Origin of the sequence: Mucilaginibacter sp. CSA2-8R (assembly GCF_038806765.1) — a bacterium.
In the GTDB taxonomy this organism is placed as follows: domain Bacteria; phylum Bacteroidota; class Bacteroidia; order Sphingobacteriales; family Sphingobacteriaceae; genus Mucilaginibacter.
The window spans coordinates 685,235-708,220 of record NZ_CP152389.1 but is presented as its reverse complement, the minus strand read 5'-3'; the positions used below and the strand labels follow the sequence as shown (position 1 = coordinate 708,220).

26 protein-coding genes are annotated in these 22,986 nt (G+C 43.2%); 16 read left to right on the top strand and 10 right to left on the bottom strand.

From position 1 onward, the window contains the following. Positions 1-322 precede the first annotated feature (322 nt). Positions 323-1,249 (bottom strand): cobalamin-binding protein, encoded by a 927-nt coding sequence (locus AAGR14_RS03060; RefSeq protein WP_342647129.1) that lies wholly within the window; start codon positions 1,247-1,249, stop codon positions 323-325. A 104-nt stretch (positions 1,250-1,353) separates the two neighbouring features. On the opposite strand from AAGR14_RS03060, the gene AAGR14_RS03055 reads away from it, so the two are divergent. The 5 genes from AAGR14_RS03055 (at position 1,354) to AAGR14_RS03035 (ending at position 5,623) form a co-directional block, all read left to right on the top strand. Continuing rightward, on the top strand, positions 1,354-1,974 hold the full coding sequence (locus tag AAGR14_RS03055; protein ID WP_342647128.1) for a LysE family transporter: 621 nt from the start codon (positions 1,354-1,356) through the stop codon (positions 1,972-1,974). A 58-nt stretch (positions 1,975-2,032) separates the two neighbouring features. Beyond that, positions 2,033-3,343: a UDP-N-acetylmuramoyl-tripeptide--D-alanyl-D-alanine ligase gene (gene murF / locus AAGR14_RS03050; protein WP_342647127.1), complete on the top strand. Its 1,311-nt coding sequence runs from the start codon at positions 2,033-2,035 to the stop codon at positions 3,341-3,343. A gap of 42 nt (positions 3,344-3,385) precedes the next feature. Continuing rightward, the gene (locus tag AAGR14_RS03045; RefSeq protein WP_342647126.1) at positions 3,386-3,763 is read left to right on the top strand and encodes a Na+/H+ antiporter NhaA; all 378 of its coding nucleotides are present in this window, start codon (positions 3,386-3,388) and stop codon (positions 3,761-3,763) included. Continuing rightward, complete coding sequence (nhaA, locus tag AAGR14_RS03040) at positions 3,729-4,727, top strand: Na+/H+ antiporter NhaA (protein WP_342647125.1); 999 nt, start codon at positions 3,729-3,731, stop codon at positions 4,725-4,727. The genes AAGR14_RS03045 and nhaA overlap by 35 nt, the downstream gene beginning before the upstream one ends. A gap of 164 nt (positions 4,728-4,891) precedes the next feature. Further along, the gene (locus AAGR14_RS03035; RefSeq protein ID WP_342647124.1) at positions 4,892-5,623 is read left to right on the top strand and encodes a zinc metallopeptidase; all 732 of its coding nucleotides are present in this window, start codon (positions 4,892-4,894) and stop codon (positions 5,621-5,623) included. 57 nt (positions 5,624-5,680) lie between these two features. Here AAGR14_RS03035 and AAGR14_RS03030 read toward each other — a convergent pair whose 3' ends face one another. The 4 genes from AAGR14_RS03030 to dusB form a co-directional block, all read right to left on the bottom strand. Then, positions 5,681-5,869, bottom strand: coding sequence for a hypothetical protein (locus AAGR14_RS03030; protein WP_342647123.1), 189 nt, complete (start codon positions 5,867-5,869; stop codon positions 5,681-5,683). 117 nt (positions 5,870-5,986) lie between these two features. After that, positions 5,987-6,448 (bottom strand): hypothetical protein, encoded by a 462-nt coding sequence (locus tag AAGR14_RS03025; RefSeq protein WP_342647122.1) that lies wholly within the window; start codon positions 6,446-6,448, stop codon positions 5,987-5,989. Positions 6,449-6,589: 141 nt separating this feature from the next. Further along, positions 6,590-6,979 carry a Co2+/Mg2+ efflux protein ApaG gene (gene apaG, locus AAGR14_RS03020; protein ID WP_342647121.1) on the bottom strand — a complete coding sequence of 130 codons (390 nt, stop codon included), beginning with the start codon at positions 6,977-6,979 and terminating at the stop codon, positions 6,590-6,592. Positions 6,980-7,009: 30 nt separating this feature from the next. Further along, positions 7,010-8,002: a tRNA dihydrouridine synthase DusB gene (gene dusB, locus AAGR14_RS03015; protein ID WP_342647120.1), complete on the bottom strand. Its 993-nt coding sequence runs from the start codon at positions 8,000-8,002 to the stop codon at positions 7,010-7,012. 44 nt (positions 8,003-8,046) lie between these two features. On the opposite strand from dusB, the gene AAGR14_RS03010 reads away from it, so the two are divergent. The 5 genes from AAGR14_RS03010 to AAGR14_RS02990 all read left to right on the top strand — a co-directional run bounded on the left by AAGR14_RS03010 (position 8,047) and on the right by AAGR14_RS02990 (position 11,010). Next, positions 8,047-9,000: a CPBP family intramembrane glutamic endopeptidase gene (locus tag AAGR14_RS03010; RefSeq protein ID WP_342647119.1), complete on the top strand. Its 954-nt coding sequence runs from the start codon at positions 8,047-8,049 to the stop codon at positions 8,998-9,000. Further along, a complete protein-coding gene (locus tag AAGR14_RS03005; protein WP_342647118.1) occupies positions 8,981-9,193 on the top strand; it encodes a DUF2007 domain-containing protein in 213 nt (70 codons plus the stop codon). The genes AAGR14_RS03010 and AAGR14_RS03005 overlap by 20 nt, the downstream gene beginning before the upstream one ends. Next, positions 9,190-10,017 (top strand): phosphatidate cytidylyltransferase, encoded by an 828-nt coding sequence (locus AAGR14_RS03000; protein ID WP_342647117.1) that lies wholly within the window; start codon positions 9,190-9,192, stop codon positions 10,015-10,017. The genes AAGR14_RS03005 and AAGR14_RS03000 overlap by 4 nt, the downstream gene beginning before the upstream one ends. Positions 10,018-10,143: 126 nt before the next feature. Then, entirely contained in the window at positions 10,144-10,803 is a 660-nt protein-coding gene (locus AAGR14_RS02995; RefSeq protein ID WP_342647116.1) for a phosphatidylserine decarboxylase family protein, read from the top strand. Between the two features lie 39 nt (positions 10,804-10,842). Continuing rightward, positions 10,843-11,010, top strand: a complete 168-nt coding sequence (locus tag AAGR14_RS02990; protein WP_342647115.1) for a hypothetical protein — start codon at positions 10,843-10,845, stop codon at positions 11,008-11,010. Between the two features lie 80 nt (positions 11,011-11,090). Here AAGR14_RS02990 and AAGR14_RS02985 read toward each other — a convergent pair whose 3' ends face one another. Beyond that, positions 11,091-12,056: a MoxR family ATPase gene (locus AAGR14_RS02985; RefSeq protein WP_342647114.1), complete on the bottom strand. Its 966-nt coding sequence runs from the start codon at positions 12,054-12,056 to the stop codon at positions 11,091-11,093. Between the two features lie 8 nt (positions 12,057-12,064). Next, entirely contained in the window at positions 12,065-13,444 is a 1,380-nt protein-coding gene (locus AAGR14_RS02980) for a peptidylprolyl isomerase (protein ID WP_342647113.1), read from the bottom strand. Between the two features lie 179 nt (positions 13,445-13,623). On the opposite strand from AAGR14_RS02980, the gene AAGR14_RS02975 reads away from it, so the two are divergent. Both AAGR14_RS02975 and AAGR14_RS02970 read left to right on the top strand, forming a co-directional pair. Continuing rightward, a complete protein-coding gene (locus AAGR14_RS02975) occupies positions 13,624-14,166 on the top strand; it encodes a hypothetical protein (RefSeq protein ID WP_342647112.1) in 543 nt (180 codons plus the stop codon). Positions 14,167-14,168: 2 nt separating this feature from the next. After that, positions 14,169-14,753 carry a non-canonical purine NTP diphosphatase gene (locus AAGR14_RS02970; protein WP_342647111.1) on the top strand — a complete coding sequence of 195 codons (585 nt, stop codon included), beginning with the start codon at positions 14,169-14,171 and terminating at the stop codon, positions 14,751-14,753. A gap of 26 nt (positions 14,754-14,779) precedes the next feature. Here AAGR14_RS02970 and AAGR14_RS02965 read toward each other — a convergent pair whose 3' ends face one another. Beyond that, positions 14,780-17,095: an OstA-like protein gene (locus AAGR14_RS02965; RefSeq protein ID WP_342647110.1), complete on the bottom strand. Its 2,316-nt coding sequence runs from the start codon at positions 17,093-17,095 to the stop codon at positions 14,780-14,782. 51 nt (positions 17,096-17,146) lie between these two features. Here AAGR14_RS02965 and tilS point away from each other — a divergent pair, with 51 nt between their 5' ends. Further along, positions 17,147-18,487 carry a tRNA lysidine(34) synthetase TilS gene (gene tilS / locus AAGR14_RS02960; protein ID WP_342647109.1) on the top strand — a complete coding sequence of 447 codons (1,341 nt, stop codon included), beginning with the start codon at positions 17,147-17,149 and terminating at the stop codon, positions 18,485-18,487. Then, the gene (locus AAGR14_RS02955; protein WP_342647108.1) at positions 18,484-18,975 is read left to right on the top strand and encodes a hypothetical protein; all 492 of its coding nucleotides are present in this window, start codon (positions 18,484-18,486) and stop codon (positions 18,973-18,975) included. Before tilS ends, AAGR14_RS02955 begins: the two co-directional genes overlap by 4 nt. A gap of 113 nt (positions 18,976-19,088) precedes the next feature. Here AAGR14_RS02955 and AAGR14_RS02950 read toward each other — a convergent pair whose 3' ends face one another. Further along, the gene (locus AAGR14_RS02950; RefSeq protein WP_342647107.1) at positions 19,089-20,051 is read right to left on the bottom strand and encodes a 2-oxoglutarate and iron-dependent oxygenase domain-containing protein; all 963 of its coding nucleotides are present in this window, start codon (positions 20,049-20,051) and stop codon (positions 19,089-19,091) included. Between the two features lie 190 nt (positions 20,052-20,241). On the opposite strand from AAGR14_RS02950, the gene AAGR14_RS02945 reads away from it, so the two are divergent. Both AAGR14_RS02945 and AAGR14_RS02940 read left to right on the top strand, forming a co-directional pair. Further along, positions 20,242-22,071, top strand: a complete 1,830-nt coding sequence (locus AAGR14_RS02945; protein ID WP_342647106.1) for a DUF6600 domain-containing protein — start codon at positions 20,242-20,244, stop codon at positions 22,069-22,071. Positions 22,072-22,132: 61 nt separating this feature from the next. Further along, positions 22,133-22,585 (top strand): thioredoxin domain-containing protein, encoded by a 453-nt coding sequence (locus AAGR14_RS02940; protein ID WP_342647105.1) that lies wholly within the window; start codon positions 22,133-22,135, stop codon positions 22,583-22,585. Between the two features lie 226 nt (positions 22,586-22,811). Here the strand turns inward: AAGR14_RS02940 and AAGR14_RS02935 are convergent, their stop codons facing one another. Beyond that, positions 22,812-22,985, bottom strand: a complete 174-nt coding sequence (locus AAGR14_RS02935) for a hypothetical protein (protein WP_342647104.1) — start codon at positions 22,983-22,985, stop codon at positions 22,812-22,814. Position 22,986 lies beyond the last annotated feature (1 nt).

Below are 22,986 nucleotides of genomic sequence, written 5' to 3'. Positions count from 1 at the left end.
TCCCCCCGCCAAGAGGGGAGCTTAATAAGATGAAAAGTATTGATTCGACAAGTCTTAGTTTCAATTAATTTTGATTAAAAAGCGCAGAGGCCCGCTGTTGCGCCCGGGCCAGCGTTGGCCCTGCGGGTGGACAGGTGATCGCAACAGCTAGGCCTTTTTGGTTACTTTTGTGGCTATGACAAAAGTAACTGGCCCCTGCGGCCAAGGGCAGACGAAGTAAGTAAATCTACCACTGACTTAACTTATAATTGCACAAACAAGTGTTGGCTTGCTCAAACATAGCTTAATGCATACATAGTTGCTAATAAATCACTTTACAACCCTACACCTCAAACTTAATCCACCCCTCCCCTTCATAACCAAAAATAAACTGCTTCGGATTAATGATCTCGGCTAAAATCTCGATGGAGTCTACAATGCGCGGGCCGGGGCGGTTAAAGTATTGGTTACCGTCGGCAATATAAAAGCGCTGGTTTTTGATGGCTTGTAAATCGGCAAATCCCGGTAGCTGTAATAGGGTGCTTATTTCTTTTAACGTGCGTTCTACTGAAAAACCACAGGCCATTACCACAATTATTTCGGGATCTTGTTCGCGCAGGTCATCCCAGTTGATATAAGGCGAGTGCTTACCGGCCTGGCTCAGTACAGGGGTACCGCCGGCAATGGTTACCAGTTCGGGCACCCAATTACCCGAGGTCATCAAAGGTTCTAGCCATTCAATGCAGGCCACAGCAGGTTTCTTTTCGATGAAACGTAATTTATGCTGAATAATGTCTATCCGCTCCTGCAATTCTTCTAAAAGCTCATCTCCTACATTTACCACATTCAAAGCTATGGCAACCTCCCGGATGTTATCCAGAATACCATTCAGGCTATTGGGCTGTAAGGATATAATTTGTGCTGGTTTCTCTAATTCGGCAGACAAAACCTGTTCAACCTCTGGAAGTGAGACGGCGCAAGCGGCACACTGATCTTGTGTAATAATCATATCAGGGCTCAGCTGTTTAATTAGTTGGCTATTTACCTCGTATACCGAAAGTACGTTGGTTAACAGCTGCTTTACTTTCTGATCAATTTCTAAACTGGTTAACTGAGTTCCTATCCGGTCGTACGAACAAACCAGCAGTTGCTTCACAGTTTCGGGGTAGTCACACTCGTGCGACCGGCCTACCAGTTTATTCTCTAAACCCAGGGCACAAACAATTTCTGTTGCGGCAGGCAACAGCGAAATAACTCTATCAGCAGACATTTATAGCAGCTCTTTTTAAGTAAAGTGCAAAGAAACTCTAATTTTTGGGCTAACTCAAACAAAATTGCTTGTCCGGTATTCAATTTTCGACTTACTTTTGAACAATGATTTTCCTGACATTCGTGCTGGGACTGGTGGTTAACTTTATTGGTTACATCCCCCCGGGCAATATCAATCTTACCTTAACACAAATTACCATTAATCGTGGGATGCGTCAGGCATTGCGTTTTATTACCGCTTTTTCGTGTACCGAGTTTTTCTTTACCTTCTTTTTCATGCAGGCTGCTAAATGGCTCTCCGTACAGCCGCATGTTGAAACCATCATCGACTGGGTTATGGTGGTACTGTTCAGCACACTCGGCACCATCACCTGGCTTAACCGAAAAAAACCACCAAAACCAAAATACTCAGATCGCGAAAGCATCCGATACGGCATTGTGCTTGGCATCATCAATCCTATGCAAATCCTTTTTTGGATGGTAGCCGGCACCTACCTGTTAGCCCACCAGTGGATTTTGCCTGGCTTGTTTGCTTTGGGTGTATTTAGTTTAGGTTCGGCAGCGGGTGCATTTTTGTGCTTGTTTATTTATGCCAAGTCGGCCAGGTATATCCAAAATAAATTTGAGCTAAGCACGCAGTTTATCAATACCGGCATCGCTATGCTGTTTTTTGGGTTTGCGCTTTATCACATCGGCAAAGAAATATACATTTTGGGCTGGCGCTAACTAAACAGCGGCCACACATAATACGTTAAATTAGCGCAATTCTGTTTTATATTTGCGCATGGTTATTGAACAACTCTACCAGCTTTACCTGCAACACCCTGTAATTAGCACTGACACCCGTAAAATTGCAACCGGCAGTTTATTTTTCGCCCTTAAAGGTGATAAGTTTGATGCTAACACTTTTGCGGCACAGGCATTAGAGGCAGGAGCCGCTTATGCGGTGATAGATGATGCCGCTTACCGTACATCTGACTGTTTTATACTGGTAGATGACGTTTTGAGCACGTTGCAGGACCTAGCCCGGTATCATCGTAAACAGTTGCAGATACCGGTTATCGGCCTTACCGGCACCAATGGTAAAACTACCACCAAGGAGCTGATTAATGCCGTACTATCACAGCAGTTTACCACGCTGGCTACCCAGGGTAACCTAAATAACCATATTGGTGTACCGCTTACCATTTTATCTATCAATAACCAGCACCAGATGGCGGTTATTGAAATGGGCGCCAATCATCAAAAAGAAATCGCCTTCCTGTGCACCATTGCCCATCCTACCCACGGTTTAATTACCAACGTAGGCAAAGCCCATTTAGAAGGCTTTGGCGGTGTAGAAGGTGTAAAAATAGGCAAAGGCGAAATGTATGATTACTTGAAAGCCACCAATGGCACCGCCTTTGTAAACAGCGACAGCCCCGACCTAATGCTGATGAAAGAGACGCGCGGCCTGGTTAATGTTGAATATTACGGCCGGACAAGTGCTCTAAACACCATTAGCGGCAACCTGGCTGACAGTGCCCCATACCTGGCTTTGAACTGGAAAACCGTTACTAATAATCAAACCTACCGGACCACAACGCAGCTTACCGGTGATTATAACTTAGATAACGTGCTGACGGCGATTTGCGTTGGCCATTATTTTAAGCTGAGCCCTGAGCAAATCAATGCAGGTATTGAAGGCTATCAGCCTAAAAATAACCGTTCGCAAATTTTAAAAACCAATACCAACACACTCATTTGCGATTACTACAACGCCAATCCGAGCAGCATGATGGTGGCCATTGATAACCTAAGCAAAATGCAGGCAGCCCAAAAAGTAATGATATTGGGCGACATGTTCGAGATGGGTGATGAGGCAGCAGCCGAACACGAAGCCGTTTTAAAAGCTGCATTAACCACTCCTGAAGCCAAGGTGATTTTTATAGGCAAGGAATTTTCGCTACTAAAAGACGATAACGAAGGCGCTACTTTTTACGAAACTGCCGAGCAGGCCATATCCGGATTGCAAGCCGAGCCTATTACCAACAGCACTGTATTAATTAAAGGCTCACGCGGGATGGCCTTAGAACGTTTGGTTGCTTTTTTGTAGCACACCACTTTACAGCCAAGCTGGCTTGTTTAAAATTAACCGATGGCTATACCTCAACTACCTATTGATAAATTGCTTAAGCCGGTAAACCTGTTTATACACCAGGAGTATACCAGCGGTTTGGTGTTATTGCTGGGCGTAATCTTAGCCATAGTGTGGGTAAACTCTCCTTATAGCGAAAGCTACCACCGTTTTTGGGAAATTGAGTTTTCACTGAGTTTAGACAATTACGAACTTAAACACCCGCTGCACATCTGGATTAATGACGGACTGATGGCCATCTTCTTTTTTGTGATTGGCCTCGAACTTAAGCGCGAATTTATGGCCGGCGAATTATCCAGCCCGAGTAAAGCCGCATTGCCCATGGTGGCAGCCCCTGGGCGGTATGCTGGTACCAGCCGCCATCTATTATTTAATTAACCGAAACACGCAAGCGGCCCATGGCTGGGGCATCCCTATGGCTACAGATATTGCCTTTGCTTTGGCTTTGTTATCAGTAGCGGTTAAGCATATACCGGCCTCGGTAAAAGTACTTTTATCGGCGCTGGCCGTAGCTGATGATTTGGGTGCAGTGTTGGTTATTGCGTTTTTTTATAGCGCTAATCTGCAAATGGTACCGCTAAGTATTGGCTTCGGCTTCTTGCTGCTGCTGATTGCAGGCAACGCTTTGGGCGTACGTAATACGGCTTTTTATATTATTTTAGGATTTGCGGTTTGGGTCGGTTTTTTGTTGTCAGGCATTCATGCTACTATTGCCGGTGTGTTGGTGGCGTTCACCATTCCGGCCCGTACTATTGTTGACGAGAAAGTATATGCCAGCAAATTACGCCAACTGTCTTATGATTTTGAAAAACAGATACCCGACCTGAGTACATTAACCACTCCAATACAGCATAAAATTATTGAAGAGATAAAGCAGCTCAGTTTGGCGGCGCAAACGCCCCTTCAAAAAATTGAACACTCGCTGCACCCCTGGGTGGCATTTATTATTATGCCTTCGTTTGCCTTGGCTAATGCGGGGATTGTTATCGGTTCAGATTTCTTTAGTACTATCATTAACCCGGTGAGCATTGGTGTGGTTACTGGGTTACTGGTGGGCAAATTTATTGGCGTGTTGCTGTTTACCTGGCTAATGGTAAAAACCCGGCTGGGCGCGTTACCTGAGGCAGCCACCTGGAAACATATTGCAGGCGTAGCTGCTTTAGCAGGTATAGGTTTTACAATGTCGCTTTTCGTATCGGCACTGGCTTTTAAAGAACAGACTATGGTTGAGGATGCGAAGTACGGTATTTTGATTGCCTCTGTAATTGCCGCCACTATTGGCTATTTTATCCTTAAAAACACGGCTGCGCCATCTGAAAGTGCAGACAGAACAGTACTATAACTAAATAGGCACTGGCACCTCTCTAATTACTTTTTAACAACGTCACGCCAATTTAGCATACTTGGCCTGCTTAAATGTCATTTTTAGTCGTCGAGAGTCTGCTGCCTCAGTTTTTGGCCTTACGGAATGCTTTTTGATATTTTATGCTCATACAAGCAAGAAATATGGATAATTTATTGTTGATTATAGCTCAGGTAGGCGGATTTAATTCGGCCTGGCTGCTCATGATAGTCGTAGGCTTAATAAGCCTGGCAGTACAATGGAGATTTAGAAGCAAGTTTAAAGAATATTCGGAAATCAGTTTATCATCAGGCCTGTCAGGTGCCGAGGTAGCTCAGCGCATGCTGCGCGATCATGGCATTAACAACGTGCAGGTAATATCGGTTGAAGGCCAGTTGACAGACCACTACAATCCTGAAAACCGTACCGTAAACTTAAGCGACGATGTATATCATAGCCGTAGCGTAGCAGCGGCAGCTGTTGCGGCCCACGAGTGCGGGCATGCCGTTCAGCATGCTAAATCGTATAGCTGGTTAAGATTCCGGTCGGCTATGGTGCCTATTGTGCAAACCGCATCTACCCTTACCCAGTGGACTTTAATGATTGGCGTAATGCTGCTAATTTTCTCCGGCAATACATTAGTATTATTAATAGGCGTTTTAGCTTTAGCCGTAGTAACTGCATTTAGCTTTATTACCTTACCGGTAGAGTTTGATGCCAGCCGCAGAGCGCTGGCCTGGTTGAACAATAACCATAGCATTATGCAAACCCGCCAGGAACACGATGAAGCTAAAGATGCCTTGTGGTGGGCCGCCATGACTTACGTAGTTGCTGCTTTAGGTGCACTGGCCACGTTATTATATTATGTGCAGTTGCTAAACAGTCGTCGTAATTAAAGTCAATCAGTTAAAAAAAACAAACCCCTGTTTGCTTAGGCAAACAGGGGTTTGTTTTTAATCATTTTCGATGAGTTGCTTAATAGTTTCGGCAGGTTCTATTACATCGTAGTTACTATCGCCGGCAAAAACCTTGGTAGTATTTCCGTCAAAATCCTGCACTTCGTAAAAATACAGGATATGATCAGTGTTGAAATATAATTTGCGGTTGTCTGGAGCTTCAGACAGTATAATGATTTTTGCCATTTTAAAGTTGTAGTTATCACACTCAACAGTTGTATTGACAATTAGGTTTTCCCGTTAAGATTATACCGACGGCCAGTGACACTACTATGCGGAAAGATCTGGTCAAATACTGTTAAATCATTTACAGTTGGTAAAAGATGCCATTTGCTGACGCAAGTCTTTAATATAAGCTTTCACGGCATCGGGTTCTCTTTGGTACTCAAAAGTTACCCGATGCTTTTTACCGTCTTGCTCTATTTCAATCCATTCGGCACCTCCATCAGCACAATCAGGACATCCGTATCTTTCATCCAAAATAAAAAACCGAGGTAAGTCTATTTTATTAATAAGCTGTTGCTGTTGTTCAGCATCAAAATCTTTAGTACAAATTTTAGATTCATCGGAGCTGTTTTTGCGACGTAATAACACTAATTTATTTTGACTGATGGTGATTTCGTTACGGCAAAAACCAGCGCACATCCCGAATGAGGTACCGTATTTAATAGTTCCATCCTGAGCCAACTGCTCTTTATCACAACCGGTAAGTGAGCTACCAATTATCATAACAAACATTGAAGCAATGCCCAAAATTTTTTTCATGTGTTAAGGTTTACATTAATAGCATTAAGTAACAAAGCCGAAGAGAGGAGGTTTCACTACATAACGTTTGCAATTTAATATTAAAAAACAAAGCCCTGGTTAATTTTCAACCAAGGCTCAAAGAAAGTTTTTAACAAGCTGTTAATTCATCTTAAAAGGCGCAATCAAATAAAATTCCGGTATTTGCACATCAAAAGATGCATTATCCATCAGGCGCAGCATTTGATATTCTCCCTTCATGCTGCCCATGTCAGTTTTCAAATTGCAACCTGATATATATTCGTGTGATTCGCCCGGTTCAATCACCGGCTGCTGACCTACCACACCCTCACCTTCAACTTCGCGGCGTGTGCCGTTTGAATCAAAAATATGCCAGTGGCGGCGCATCAGTTGTACGGTATAATCGCTTAAATTTTCAATGTATATCTTATAGGCAAACATATAATGCTCGTTTGCCGGATTAGAATACTCTGGCTGGTACTGTGTCTCAACCGAAATTCTAACCCCGTCTGTTATTGTAGTAGTTGCCATATTCAAATGTATGCCTTACGAAATCAATAATCAAGCCATTACAGCCGTATATTTTTCATTTATCTGCCATAAAATTTCATAGAGCTCTTCCAGGTTTTCGGTACATACCATCCTCATCCTAAACTCCTTGAAATTATCCAGGCCTTTAAAGTAGTTAGAGTAATGCCTGCGCATTTCAAAAATTCCGGTCTTCTGCCCTTTCCATTCAATCGATTTTTCGAGATGGGTTTTGCAGGCATCAATACGCTCAGCTATAGTCGGCTTTTCGCGATGCTCCCCGGTAGCAAAAAAGTGTTTAACTTCTCTAAATATCCACGGGTAGCCAATAGCGGCACGGCCAATCATCATTCCATCTACCCCATACTCTAACCGCCAGTTGGCCGCTTTCTCGGGCGAGTCAATATCGCCGTTACCAAAAATTGGTATTTGTATACGCGGGTTTTTCTTAATCTCGCGGATCAGTGTCCAATCGGCTACACCCTTATACATCTGGGCGCGGGTACGGCCGTGTATGGTTAGTGCTTTGATGCCTACATCCTGCAAACGTTCGGCCACCTCATAAACGTTCTTGGTAGTGTCGTCCCAACCCAAACGTGTTTTAACGGTTACAGGCAGATGGGTAGCTTCTACTACAGCTTTAGTCATGGCTACCATTTTATCAATATCCTGCAGCAAACTGGCGCCTGCCCCGCGGCAGGCTACGTTTTTAACCGGGCACCCATAGTTAATGTCCATCAGGTCGGGCCCGGCCAGGGTTGCAATTTCGGTAGCAGTGCGCATACTGTTAATATCGCTGCCAAAAATCTGAATGCCTATTGGACGCTCATATTCAAAAATATCCAGTTTCTGGCGGCTTTTGGCTGCATCACGTATCAACCCCTCTGATGATATGAACTCTGTATACATCATATCAGCCCCGTTTTGTTTACACACATAGCGGAAAGGCGGATCGCTCACATCTTCCATAGGTGCCAGCAACAGCGGAAATTCACCTAAATCTATTTTTCCAATTTGTACAGACATGCTTATATTTAACCTCTGCAAAAATACGATTTTACGGTAACTCTATGATCACAGAAAACCCACAATATAAACACCGGATTGCACCTGCAGCTCAGTTCTTTGTATTTTGTGCCGTAGCTTTCGGCCTAATATTAGCGGGCAATTTTATTGCGCTCGGTATTATTTACCTGATGCATGGTATGGATACTTTGCAACTGGTGATGGCCTTAGACTTAAGCACTCCACAAGCTGTGCAATCTCTTTGGGTGCTGCAAGTTATCGGAACCACACTGCCCATCTTGTTTACGCCTATTATATTCGGAAGGTTTGTGATGCATGAAACACATGCATATTTACGCACCGACACCCGTATATTTCCGGTTGCGTTAATTATGATTTTCCTTATCATGGCAGCCAGTACACCCATTATGGAAGTACTGATTGCCTTAAACCAGAAAATGCAGTTACCTGACTTTTTAAAGGGCCTTGAAAACTGGATGCGCAACTCCGAAAATGCGGCCCAAAAGGCAACGGCAGTACTTTTAAAAATGGATAACTGGCTTGATTTGATGAAAGTTCTTTTGCTGGTAGCACTCATTACGGCCGTTGCCGAAGAGTTAATGTTCAGGGGCTGTTTGCAAACTATTTTACTGCGCTGGACTAATAGCACCCACCTGGCCATCTGGATTACGGCTGCACTGTTCAGTGCCTTCCATATGGAGTTTTTTGGATTTTTACCAAGGTTAATGCTGGGCGTATTTTTTGGTTATTTTACCGCCTGGACGGGTAGCGTTTGGCCTGCCGTGTGGGCGCACTTTTTAAATAACGGAACGGCTGTTTTAACCACTTACCTTTATAACCATAAGATTATAAAACTCAATTTAAATGACCAAAATACGTTTAGTTACGGTTCGTATATTTTTAGTGTGATAATAACTGTAATTTTGTTTTGGAGTTACCGCAAAACAGCTTACGAAAAAAAACATCTACCTATTGTTAATGGAAAAAAATTGGGTTAAAATTTATACTTCAACCGATTACTATCAGGCCGAAATTATAAAACAAGTACTAATTGAAAACGAAATTGGTGCGGTACTGCTTAACAGACAGTCATCATCGCACCGTAATTTTGGAAACGTAGAAGTATATATTCACCAAGAAGATTTTAGCCGCGCCATTGAACTGATGGTGATGAACCAAATTAGTTTATGAAAACACGCGCCATAACCGGACTGGTTTTTATTGTAGTAATGCTGGGCTCCTTTTTTGCGGGGGCTACCGTATATTCTATTTTTTACGGTTTACTGGGCTTGCTTTGCCTGCAGGAGTTTTATGGACTGCTTAAGAAAAGCGGCCGCCAGCCTAATACCGTAATGGGTTTAATTAATGGCTTACTAATATACGGCGCTTTTGCAGCTTCGTTTTATTTTGATACCCTAACAGGCACAGCCCTAATACACAAAGCTATCTTTTTGTTGGTTTTACCATTGGCCGCTGTTTTTATCCAAGAGTTGTTTCGCGACCTCGAAAACCCGTTTGCCAATATTGGTTACACCTTTGTAGGGTTATTATTTACAGTAATACCTTTTACCTTTTTCCATACGCTTGGTTTTGTAACCAACAGCGGCTTTAATGCGCATATCCCGATGGGCTTTTTGCTGATGCTCTGGGCTAATGATACCGGTGCTTATTTAGTAGGCCGCCAGTTTGGCCGCACCAAGCTTTTTGAACGCCACTCGCCTAAAAAAACATGGGAAGGTTTTATTGGTGGCATATTAATCAGTGCGCTGGCCGCCTATATTATCAGCCTGTATTTCCATGAAATGGTTTGGCGCCAGTGGGTATCAGTAGCAATCATCATTGGTGTGGTAGGTACAGCAGGCGATCTGGTAGAATCCATGCTGAAACGCAGTATCAACATTAAAGACTCGGGCGGCATACTACCCGGCCATGGCGGACTGCTTGACAGGTTTGATGGTTTGTTGATGGCAGCGCCTGTAGTGTTTGCTTATCTATATTTGGTATTTAATCCGTAAACACTGCTGACTGTTAGACGCATAAGCAGCAATTTAATATATAAGATTGCACATAAGTGAAAAGATTTTGTGCTGCTATATCGCTTAATTAGTAATTTTGACATTTTAATATACTCATAAAAAGCTATGACTTTTCATAAAGAAGGTTACACCTCAATGGCCTTATGCATCTTGTTCATTTTTGTATTGAATGCACTGGTTCACTTTTACTATCCTGATGCTACTATCCTTAAATGGATCATCTATACGCTGTCTTTTGTATTATTTGTTATTATCTTACAGTTTTTTCGTAGTCCTAACTTTGCGATTACTACGCACAATCAGCATGTGATTTGCCCGGCTGATGGTAAGGTGGTAGTTATTGAAGAAGTAGAGGAATCAGAATTTTTAAAAGATAAACGTATACAAATATCAGTTTTCATGTCGCCGGTTAACGTGCATGTTAATCGAAACCCGATAGCCGGCGTAGTTAAGTATTTCAAATACCATCCGGGTAAATATTTGGTAGCCTGGCATCCAAAATCATCAACCGAAAACGAGCGTACTACTATTGCTATCGAGAACGAAGCCGGCGTAACAGTGCTGTTCAGGCAAATTGCCGGTGCGTTAGCACGCCGTATTGTTTGGTACGTAAAAGAAGGGCAGGAAGTGGAGCAAGGCCAGCAATTTGGCTTTATTAAATTTGGTTCGAGAGTAGATATTTTTTTACCTTTAGGTACCAAGGTCAATGTTAACCTTGGTGATAAAGTAAAGGGAGGCCGCACTATACTTGCCGAACTGGCTTAATCTTTTATCTTAAAAACCCTATAAATACGTTATAGCATTATGAAAAAATTAGCATTAATTATGGTAGCTGCTTTTAGCTTATCGGCTGCACAATCATTTGCCCACGACCATGGTAAAGGCAAAAAGAAATGTGATGGTTCTTGCTGCAAAAAAGAAGCAAAGGTTGCTGCTGCTAAAAAAAGCACAACTACTAATACTAAAGCGTAAGTAAACCGCTCAACCGGTAAAAACTAAAAAAGGTCAGTGTATGATTATACACTGACCTTTTTTTATGTTTTAAAGTCGCTTTAGAATAGCTGTTCGATGATCTGATCGGTTGACAGCCCCTCGGCCTCGGCATGGTAACTCCTTACAATACGGTGCCTTAAAATGGGCTTGGCTACGTCCTGCACATCTTCAATATCGGGCGAATACTTACCGCTGATAACCGCATGGCACTTAGCCCCTAAAATTAAAAATTGCGAAGCTCTTGGGCCTGCGCCCCATGTTAACAGCCGTTTTACCTGAGGTGTAGCCAACTCGCCCTGCGGACGTGTTTTTGCTACCATTCGTACGGCATATTCCAGCACATGGTCGGTTACCGGGATATTGCGCACTAATTGCTGAAATTCTATAATCTCGGCTGCACCTATTATCTTGTTTAACTGCACCTGTTGGGTAGAAGTGGTACTTTTAACTACTTGCAGCTCCTCAGCAAAAGTGGGGTAACTCAAGGTTACATTAAACATAAAACGGTCTAACTGCGCCTCGGGCAGCGGGTAAGTCCCTTCCTGCTCAATAGGGTTTTGGGTAGCCAGTACAAAAAACGGCTGGTCTAATTTATGCGTTACGCCAGCAGCTGTTACTGCTTTTTCCTGCATAGCTTCGAGCAGTGCCGCCTGTGTTTTGGGCGGCGTACGGTTAATCTCGTCGGCCAGTACAATGTTTGAAAAAACAGGGCCGGGTATAAATTTAAATTTCCGGTCTTCGCCCAATATCTCCGAGCCTACAATATCTGATGGCATTAAATCGGGCGTAAATTGTATACGGTTAAAATTAAGGTCTAACACGCGGGCAATAGTTTGCACCAACAAGGTTTTTGCCAAACCGGGCACACCTACCAGCAAGCAATGCCCATTACTAAAAACAGAAATCAATACCGACTTCACTACCTCATCCTGCCCTACAATAACTTTACCTATTTCGGCTTTGATATTTTGATAGGCCTGCTTTAAAGCATCAGCAGCTTCTACCTCTGAACGGTATGACGACATAGATAATATTAAGGCTTAACTTGCGCAGTTTGCTCGGGTTTCTCTAACCAATTCTTTAACTGAGCGCATGATTGGTATTCAGGATCAATACGAATGAAAGTATTTTTTCTTTTTTTCTCGAACCACTCGCTTACCGAACGATTAACTTTATCGGCCTGCGCTACTTCTTTTAGCTTTGGCAGATCTTGCGCCATGTTAGCTTTGTGTGCGTCGGTTACCGAGCGCAGGTAAAGAATTTTATAGCTTTGTTTACCATCCTGTGCGGTTACCAGTTGCGGTTTGGATATTTCGTTTACCTTCATGGTATCAACTACCAGGGCTACTTGCGGGTCGAGTTTATTAGTAGGGATTAATGTAGACCGGGCTTGTACATCTTCGGCATTCATCAACATACCACCATTATACTTGGTTTCTTTATCGTCAGAAAACACCGAAGCGGCGGTAGAAAAGTCGAGCTTTTTATTTTTAGTAATCAGGTTGTAAACACTGTCGGCTTTAAATTTAGCACGTTCTAAACTTCCAGGCGTAGTAACCGGAATAATAAGTACGTGACGGGCGTGCACCTGCTCGCCACGGCGCTCAATTACCTGTAAAAAGTGAAAACCGAATTCTGTTTCAAACACCGGAGATACCTCGCCAGCTTTTAATTTAAAGGCTGTAGCGGTAAATTCTTTAGCCATCATGCTGCGGTCAAAAAACCCTAAATCGCCACCCTCTGATGCCGAACCCGGGTCCTGAGAATATAAACGGGCGATGTTACCAAAGTCTTCTCCATTTTTAACGCGGGTACGTAAACCTTCGGCTTTATCACGATAAAACTGCTTTTCATCTTTACTTAACTTAGGTTGAAAGGCAATCTCTCCAACTTCTACTTCTTTATTGTAAGACGGCAAGCTGTCTTTAGGAATTTTATCGAAAAAGCGTTTAACTTCCTGCGGGGTAACGCTTACCTTTTCGGTAATTTTTCCTTGCATCTTTTCGGCAACCATTTGCTCTTTGATGTCAGGACGAATCTCGTCTTTGTACTGAATTAATGAACGACCCAAAAACTGCTCTAAACGGTCTTGCCCGCCGGCGCGTTGCATCATACCGCGCATACGTCGGTCTATCTGGTTGTCTACATCATCTTCAGTTACGCTAACACTATCAATAACAGCTTGCTGAGCTAACAATTTTTGGGTAAGTAACCTGCTTAAAATGGTACACTTAACACTTGGGTCGGGCTGGCCGCCATTGGCCAGGTATTGTGCATAAGACAACTCAATGTCCGACTGTAAAATAATACTGCTGCCCACTACACCGGCTACCTTATCTAAGGTGCTACGCTGCGCGCGGACTACGGTAAATGCTAATAAACAACTTAAAAATACTATTCCAAACTTTCTCATGTACACTAATGTAACCGTTGAGCCCTGTGGCGGCTAAACTTTAAATAAACCTCCGAATTTCGCAAAATTTCTGCACTTCGGGCGTATAAATATGTCATTATCTGCTTGTAGGCTAATAATATGCGAATATGCCCATAAACCCTCAGTTGCTTTAGTTATTTTTGTTAAAAATTGTTAAAGTGAAAGCGGAAATACTACCAAGCCAGTTAACTTACTTTTTATCCGAAGAACTTTATTTGCTTAAAGCAGATCAGGATTTTTACAGTCAACCAACGTTGCGCGTAGAAAACCTAACTACTGAACCACCTGCCAATGCTGCTCCTATAGAAACGCCCGCACCCGTGTTTAAGTACAAGGGCAGTAACCAAAAAAACTTTTTAATACTTACCCATTACCCTAATACTGAGTTTATATCTGAGGCACACTTGGCAGCTTTAACCAGCACTTTAGGAAGGCTCAACTTTATGCCGGAGGATACGGCTATTGTAAACATTAACCACTACCCTACCCATACCTGGAGCGAGCTTTTTGATTATTTTAAACCGCAAAAGCTGATGATACTTGGCAAAGCTGCCTTACCTAACGGCATGCCAGCCCTGCCTATCAACGAAATTACAGAAACAGCCGACGGTTACCGAGTGCTGTATACCTTTGGTTTTGATGAAATGATGGGGCAAAAGGAAAATACTAAGATATTCTGGAATCAGATTAAAACTTTATAAATATGCCTGCAACGCTTGTATTTGCCACGCACAACCAACATAAACTGCAGGAAGTGGCTGCTAAAACCGGGAACCAGCTAAACCTGCAAAGCCTTACCGACATTGACTGCCATGACGATATTGAAGAAAACGGGATCACCTTTAGGGCAAATGCCTCGATTAAAAGTCATTACATTTTTAATAAGTATAATCTCAATTGTTTTGGTGACGACAGCGGATTGGAGATTGAAGCGCTGAATGGCGAACCGGGCGTTTACTCGGCGCGCTACGCTGGCGAGCATGGCAACCACGAGGCTAATATTGCTAAAGTACTGGAAAAGCTGCAGGGCATCAGCAATCGCAAAGCTAATTTCCGGACGGTAATATCGCTCATTTGGAATGGGCAGGAACATTTTTTTGAAGGCGTGATACAAGGAAGCATCCGCCATGAAAAAGCCGGTGCCAAAGGCTTTGGCTACGATCCGATTTTTGAGCCCGATGGCTATAACATTACCTTTGCCGAAATGAGTATGGAAGAAAAAAACAGCATCAGTCACCGTGCTATTGCCATGGAAAAACTGATTGCGTTTTTAAACCAACAGGTGTAAGCAATAGCTGCCACACCTGTTGACAATTAGGGTTTAAGCAGTTTGCTTTTCACCGAATCAATCACTTCCTTTTTACCTGGCAGCAGTTTTTGCAGCGTGTCTTTAAGGGCTTTAACCGTTGCCGAGTCGGGCAATGGTAACGCGGACTTTGCTGCTTCAGTTGCAGCAGCTGGAGTTTTTTTGGCCGCTCCATCTGTAACTTTCTTAGCTGTACCTGGCGGTGCCTTGGCAGCTATCTTTTTGGCGGCTGCCGCCTTTTTACGAATGGCGGCAGCATAAATAATAGCTTCTTTATTTTTAGGCCGCTCTTTGGGTTTCCACAAAAAGCCTTTTAATATTTTGTCGTCTTCTTTTACATCTTTAATAGGAATAGCCTCCTCCTCTACCTTGGTAAGCCAAGTAACGTTGTTTACCTTATTATCTTTAAAATTTATCCGAATACGGCTACTGATGGTCCGCATCAACTCAGTGACTTTTTTGGTGCTATCGCGGTTAAAATAAATAGTTTCGGCGTTGCCGTCTACAAAAAGCCGCTGAAACTTATTGTTGACAAAAAAGCCCTTCATTCGCTTGCCGGCTACCTGGTTAAAATGGGTCGAATCTTTATCATCTATATTAACCGTAAAGGCCGACAAAAACACATCTGTGTTATCAATCTTTTTATTCTTTAACTGCAGGTAAATCGTATCTCCCGAAATTTGCGAACCCTGCGTCCAGATAATCGGATCAACAAAGCAGCGCATGGTAGAGTCGGCATAACTGTAAAACATGGAGTCGGCCTTGGCCTGTAAATCAGATTTAAAAATTTTAGCATGATGATGGGCGCTCAAAATGCGTATGCGTGCCGTATCGCTCAAATTAAACTGGCGCCTCAAGTAAACCGAATCGAGCTTGGCAGGCGCTTTAGGTTTTGCAGCCACAACCGGCTTTTTACCAGCAGCAACTATCGGTGCGGTCTTTGCTTTTTGTGTAGTATCGCTAGCCCGGGGCTTGCCAAAAATATCTGGCTTCAAAAAGCTCATATCCATTTTAACATCGGCAGGCGGCATTGCTATCAGGTTTTTAGGTGTTGATAGCTTTAGGGGGGCGCGAACCGGCATTGCGGCCCTTGTCTTTTTCACAGAGGTATCCCTAATGCCGGCTAACCGCATACGCTCCTGCATTTCGCGCAAAGTTTTGTAGGTTAGTATTTGTGTTTCGATGGTATCAGCTCCCCAATATATAGTATCGCGTTTAATTTTTGGAGGCGGCTTCAAGGCAAGGGTATCATTTTTAATCCGCGCAGTGTCGGCAGCAGTAATGTTACCGGGCACTTTGGCCAGTGGTTTAGAATTGGCCGGCAAGGCGCTTTTTACAGCTGCCGAGTTTTTTGTGGCTACCGCATTTTTGCTGCGGGTATTTTTAACAGCAGCGGGCCTCCCGGGTTTCACACTATCGGTTTTTGTACTGTCGCGCTGCTCTGTAATCATAATTACATAAGGCTGCTCGGTAATCACTGCCCGCTCTGTGGCGCGGTAATAGGTGCCCAGTTGCCCTTTAATAGTTACTTTTTGCTCATTATCATCAAACGTAACATTACCCACAGCACGGCCGTAACCCTTTAAACGGTCGTAGAATAAGCTATCGCCTTTTAATGATTTGGTAGTTTGGGTATATAAGTTGTTCTTACTAAAAAAGGCTTGTTCTACAACGGTATTGTAATTACCCCTTTCGGTATACAAGGTATCTTTGTCTTTACCCAAAATACGGGTAGGGCCATAAAAATATGAAATACGCGTACCCGAATTATACCGCAAAGTGTCGGTTTTAATGGTAGCATCAACCGTGGTAAGTACTACATCATACCTAAAGTAAGCATCGCGGCTAGAGGCAAAGTAGTACCCGTTTTTACTAACCAGCGTGTTATCTTTATTGACCAGTTTACCACCGCCGGTGTAAGTACCAATGCGTGTGGCGGTGTTATAGGTTAAATAGTTGGTGGTTAAAGTAGCATCACGATCAACCATGCGCACGTTATCAGTAACCAGTGCCACATGGGTATTACCGTTGTAATATAGTTTATCGCCGTATACATTAAGCGTATCGCCCTGGTTAATGTTCACATTACCAAAAGCATCAAAAGAATTACGTTGCGGATAAAAATAGGCGCTGTCTGATTTTAGTGTAGAACCTTCCTGCTTAAATATGCCTTTGTACACTTTAAGAATATCTTCCCCATTGCGTTTTACCCCAACAGAACGTTCTGATTGCACCAGGTTAACAATAGTTCGCGGCGGGCGCTTTTGTGCCCAAGCCGTAAAACTTAAAAGGATGAAAAGGTATAGAAAGAGATATTTTCTCACACTACAAAATTAGTTGTTTGATTGCGGTTATTTAAATTAATAATTTTGACCATGCTGCCTGTTCAAAACTTTACTGCTTATATTGAGCAGCATCAACTTTTTAACCGCCCCAATAAAGTGCTGGCTGCTTTAAGCGGCGGCATGGATTCTGTATTGCTGGTTCATTTACTTAAAGCTGCCGGTTATACTTTTGGTATTGCTCATTGTAATTTTCAACTGCGTGATGCAGAAGCCAACGCCGATCAGGATTTTTGCCGTTCGCTGGCAGCCGAATTGCAAGTACCTTTTTATACCGTAAGCTTTGATACGTTGGCCTATGCTAAAAAGCAAAAAATCTCCATTCAAATGGCAGCCCGCGAACTGCGCTACCAATGGTTTGAGCAGGTAAGGCAACAACATCAATATGATGCTATTGCGCTGGCACACCACCAAAACGACACAATTGAAACTATATTGTTAAACCTTACGCGCGGCACGGGTATAGCTGGTTTACATGGTATTTTACCTAAAAACGGCTATTGGGTGCGCCCTTTGCTTTTTTTGAGCCGGCAACAGATTACAGACATTGTATTGCAATTGCAAAACAAACTGCCGTACCGCGAAGACAGCTCTAACGCTTCTACCAAATATGCCCGCAACAAAATAAGGCATGAGGTGATCCCCAAACTTAAAGAACTCAACCCTAACCTCGAAAACACTTTCGAACGTAGTTTATCTCATTTTCGTGAGCTGGAACAATTGCTGCAGTTGCAAATGCAGGTGGTAAAACACAACCTTGTTAAACAGCATGAAAACGAGATTCATATTTTAAAAGCGGATGTTTTACAGTTGCAGCCGCAACGTTTGCTGCTGGGCGAATTGTTAAAAGAATACGACTTTAATGACACCATACTGGATGATGTGATTAGCGCATTGCCCAAGCACGCAGGTCGGGTATTTGAGTCCGGTAAGTATCAACTGTTACTTGACCGTGATAAGCTAATTATTACTCCTAAAAAGGATTTGAACGTTTTACCTGTTTATTTAAATAGAGATAGTGAGGAAATTTTTTACGCTGATACATCTTTCCATGTAATACGCACAAATGCGCCTTATTTAGTTACCCCCCATGGTGCGATTGCTGCGGTAGACGAAGATTTACTGGTTTACCCTTTAACGTTCAGGAATTGGCAGGAAGGCGATTATTTTATGCCTTTGGGGATGCCATCCCGAAAAAAGCTAAGCGACTTTTTTATTAATCAAAAAGTGCCGCGACATCAAAAAATACAGATACCTATATTGGTAAATGGCAACGGCGATATAATTTGGGTAGCAGGTTACCGGTTAGACGACAGGTACAAATTAACACCACAAACCAAAAAAGTTACTATCTTCGAACTATTAAAACCATGACAGGTAGCACACCGGCATTTATTGAAAAACAGTATTTAGGCAGAGAATGGATACCGGTTACCATTAGGTTGGTGCTGGCAATGGTGTGTTTTGCCGTTTACTTTTTTACCGACGAAAGCGAACGCAATGCTGATATCCTGGTAGTGGTGGGCTTTGGAATTATTATTATCTCTATCATTTTAGGATTTGTAGTACACTTTAGTACGCGGGTGCAAAACCAAAGTATTTTACTAAATGGTTTGTGGACTACCCGACTGGTAAAAATTGACCTGCAAAGTATTGTCAAGGTTGAAAAAGGCACTTATAGCCGTTATTGGTTTAATAACCCGGTATACAACCTGCATAGCAAAGGCTCCATCCGTTTTTACACCGCAGGTAATGAGGCCTTACACCTTACCGACCGCGATGGCCTGGTTTACATCATTGGCTCGCAGCATTGTACTGAATTTTTGAGAGCAGTACAAATTGAAATGGGGAAATTGAGTTAAATACTCAAGACTATATTTAATTAAAAAGACCGGTTGCTGGTAGCAACCGGTCTTTTTTTGCATTAAAGCTTTTCAGTAATTACCAAACCAAAATCGGTCGGTGTTTATATTCCTTATTTTTTCAGTCCAATTTCGCGCAGACGTTCATCCAGGTATTCGCCGGCGGTCATGTCGGTATATTGTTTTGAATGCTGCTCATCAATACAGCTTTCCAGACACGTTAAATCCATATCCGATTTCGGGTGCAAAAAGAATGGCACTGAAAAACGGGAGTTTTTCATTTCCTCGCGCGGCGGATTAACTACCCGGTGTGTTGTTGACTTTAATTTATTATTAGTTAAACGCTGCAGCATGTCTCCCACGTTTACTACTACATCTTCGCCATGTGCTTTTACCGGGAACCACTCGTTATCACGGGTCAACAGTTCTAAGCCATCAGCGCTGGCACCAATTAATAATGTAATCAGGTTAATGTCTTCATGTGCACCGGCACGTACCGCATCAGGAGCCAAAGCATCCGGATCTTCAATAGGGAAATAATGCAGGGTACGCAGTATGGAATTTCCGTTGTGTACTTTGCTGTCAAAATAATCCTGAGGCAAACCTAAGTATGTGGCAATAGCTTCCAATAGTAAAGTGCCTGCAGCTTCCAGCTTTTCATAAACCTCGCGGGTAACGGTGTTAAACTCCGGCAACTCGTCTACATAAACATTGTCCGGATACTGCTCTTTAATCGGGTCGCCGTCAGTAACAGTCTGGCCTATTTGCCAAAACTCCTTTAAATCAGGCACTTTAAACCCTTTGGCCGTTTCTTTGCCTTTACTGGTATAACCACGTTGTCCGGCCAGTTCAGGTTTCTCATATTTTAATTTCACATCTTCAGGCAAAGCAAAAAGGCTTTTTACCTGCTGATATAAACTATCAATTAATTCTTTACTTAAACCATGGTTAGTAATGGTTACAAAACCGGTTTCGTTAAACGCCGCACCAATAGCATCAGAAAATCTTTTACGGCTTTCCGCATCGCCATTTTTGTAGGTGTCTAAGTCTAAGCGCGGGATATTCACTGTACTCATAAATCCTTCTCTTAAAAATGTGGTCAAAATTATTTAATAAATATAATATCAAAGCAGTATCATATAAAATTCTTTAGCCTGCATATTTAGCTATCGCTACGAAAATATTTACACAATATAGTTTACTAAACGTTAAACACTTTCTAATGTAATAAGTCTGATAATTATACAGACACCAACAGATAACAGTATGAAATTACTTTTTCGATATATAACATTGAGTTGCACAGCATTGTTGCTGTTTTTTGCAACTCCTCAAAAGGCAAGCGCGCAAGGCGATTATATTACCTTTCAGGATTTTTATGATGGCCTGCAGCCTTACGGTACCTGGGTAGACGATCCGCAATACGGCACGGTATGGGTACCCGATGTAGACGAAGATTTTAGACCTTATGCCACCAATGGCCATTGGGTAATGACCGAATATGGCAACACCTGGGTATCTGATTACGAATGGGGCTGGGCACCCTTCCATTACGGCCGCTGGCGCTTTGACGATTACTACGGCTGGGAGTGGATACCCGACTATGAGTGGGGGCCGGCCTGGGTTAACTGGCGCACTGTGGATAACTACTACGGCTGGGCACCTTTAGGCCCCGGTTTAAGTGTTGACGCTTCTTTTGGCAGCTATAATATGCCTGCCGATTATTGGACATTTGCTCCGCAGGCTTATATAACCAGTGCATCTATTTACAATTACTATTTGCCACGCACTACAGTAATTAACTTATACGGCCGTAGTAACGTTATTAATAATTTTTACACCAACAACAACCGCAGATACATTGCCGGACCGCGGGTTAATGATATTGAACGTATTACCCGCAACCGTATACAGATATATAATATCAATAACATTAACAGCCCTCGCAGGCCTTATTTTAACAATAACACGCTGAACATTTACCGCCCGATGGTAAGGCGCAGCAACGATGTGCACCCAAGCCGGGTAATAGATGCCCGTGCTTACCGTAATGCCAACCCTAATTTTAATATAGGCGATCGTAACCGTGCCATTACTAACCGTATTAATGCTGCACGTCTGGCTAATGCGGCCCGCAACGATAACAACCGCAACTTTGTACGGGTTTACGACCGCAATAATGGCTTTAACAACGGGAGAAGGCCTGATAACAACAATAACCAGCCTGTTAACAGACCTGGAGCACAGGATAATAATAGTAATAATAACCGCAACCAGTATAACGGCAGAAACCGAAACAACGACGGGCAGACCTGGCAACGAGGAAACCAGCCTAATGCTAACCCGCAGCAACAAAACGGACAGCCGCAACCAACTGACCCTAATCGCCAATCTAACGATCAGCGCGGCAGGTACGGTCAGTTTAATGGACAGCCACAAAACGGGCTGCCACAAACAACCGACCCGAACCGCCAGCCGAATGACCAACGCGGTCAGCGTGGTAGGTATGGTCAGTTTAATGGTGGCGACGTTAACCAACAGGCTAACCCCGACAGACAGCAGCAGTTTGACCAACGCCGGCAGCAAATGGAACAGCAGCGCCAACGCGACGTGCAACGGCAGCAGCAGGTAATACCTAATCAGCAAAACCAGCAGTTTGACCAGCAGCGCCAGCAAGGCCAACAACAACGGTGGGACCAACAACGCCCACAGCGCCAGCAGATGGATGACCAACAACGCCAGCAAATGCAGCAACAGCGTCAACAGCAGATGGAGCAGCAGCGCCAGCAACAACGGCAGCAAACAGACGATCAACAACGGCAACAGCAACGCCAGCAGTTTGATCAGCAACGCCAGCAAATGGATAATCAGCGCCGGCAACAGATGGACCAGCAACGTCAACAGTTTGACCAACAAAGGCAGCAAATGAACCAACAGCGGCAACAACAGGCAGATCAACAGCGACAACAACAGCAACAACAGATGGATCAGCAACGCCAGCAGGCCGATCAGCAACGTCAACAGATGCAGCAACAGCGACAACAGCAAATGGAGCAGCAACGCCAGCGTCCGCAGCGTGAAGAAAGACGCCCATAATATTTTAAAATAGCAATAGCTGCATTTGGCGGCTATTGCTATTATTTGTCACACCATTGATATGCTAAAAAGATATATACTACGTACCAACCTTATTACCTTATTGCTGCTTCTAACTTTTGTATTAAATGCTACCAGTCAAAACAGCGACCGGCAAATTAACTTTAAGGCTACTACCTGGGCTGATGCTTTAAAGCAGGCTTCGGCACAAAACAAACTCATTTTTGTAGATGCCTATGCTACCTGGTGCGGTCCGTGTACAATGCTGAAAGCTACTACCTTTAAAAACCCTAAGGCGGCAGCCTTTTATAATAAAAACTTCGTTAATACCTCGCTAAACATGGAAAGTGGTAAAAACCCTTACCTGGCACAGGAATGGGGAATGCGGGCCTATCCAACCTTAATTATTTTTACCCCTAAAGGACAAATTATTTTAAATACAGTAGGATATATCACTGCAGCTGATTTGCTGCGATTTGGCGAGGAGGCACTCCGCAGATACGAGGCCCGTTAAAAAAGAAAGTCGGATTGCTCTCGCAGCCATCCGACTCTACATCTACCTATGAAAAACAGCCCTTAAGAGTAGGGCATGTGCTTATACGCAAAATAGATACCGTAAGTTAAATTTATTTTTTCTGCTATAAAATTAACTTTTATGCTTCGCTATCAATTTCTTTTGGGGAAATATATACTAAATACCGAGATACTTCGCGTTAATTATTCCACGCTTATCTTTTTAATTATTGCCGCCCATCCGTACGTAAACCTACCGAGCTGGTATCGCGCCTGGAAGCTGACGTGTCATGTGGGTTGTTAGATGGTCCTCCGTATGTATTACGGGGATTATCTTTACAGGCAGCCATAGTACAAAGTACAGCCGCCATTATAATGTATTTTAAATTCTGCTTTGTCATA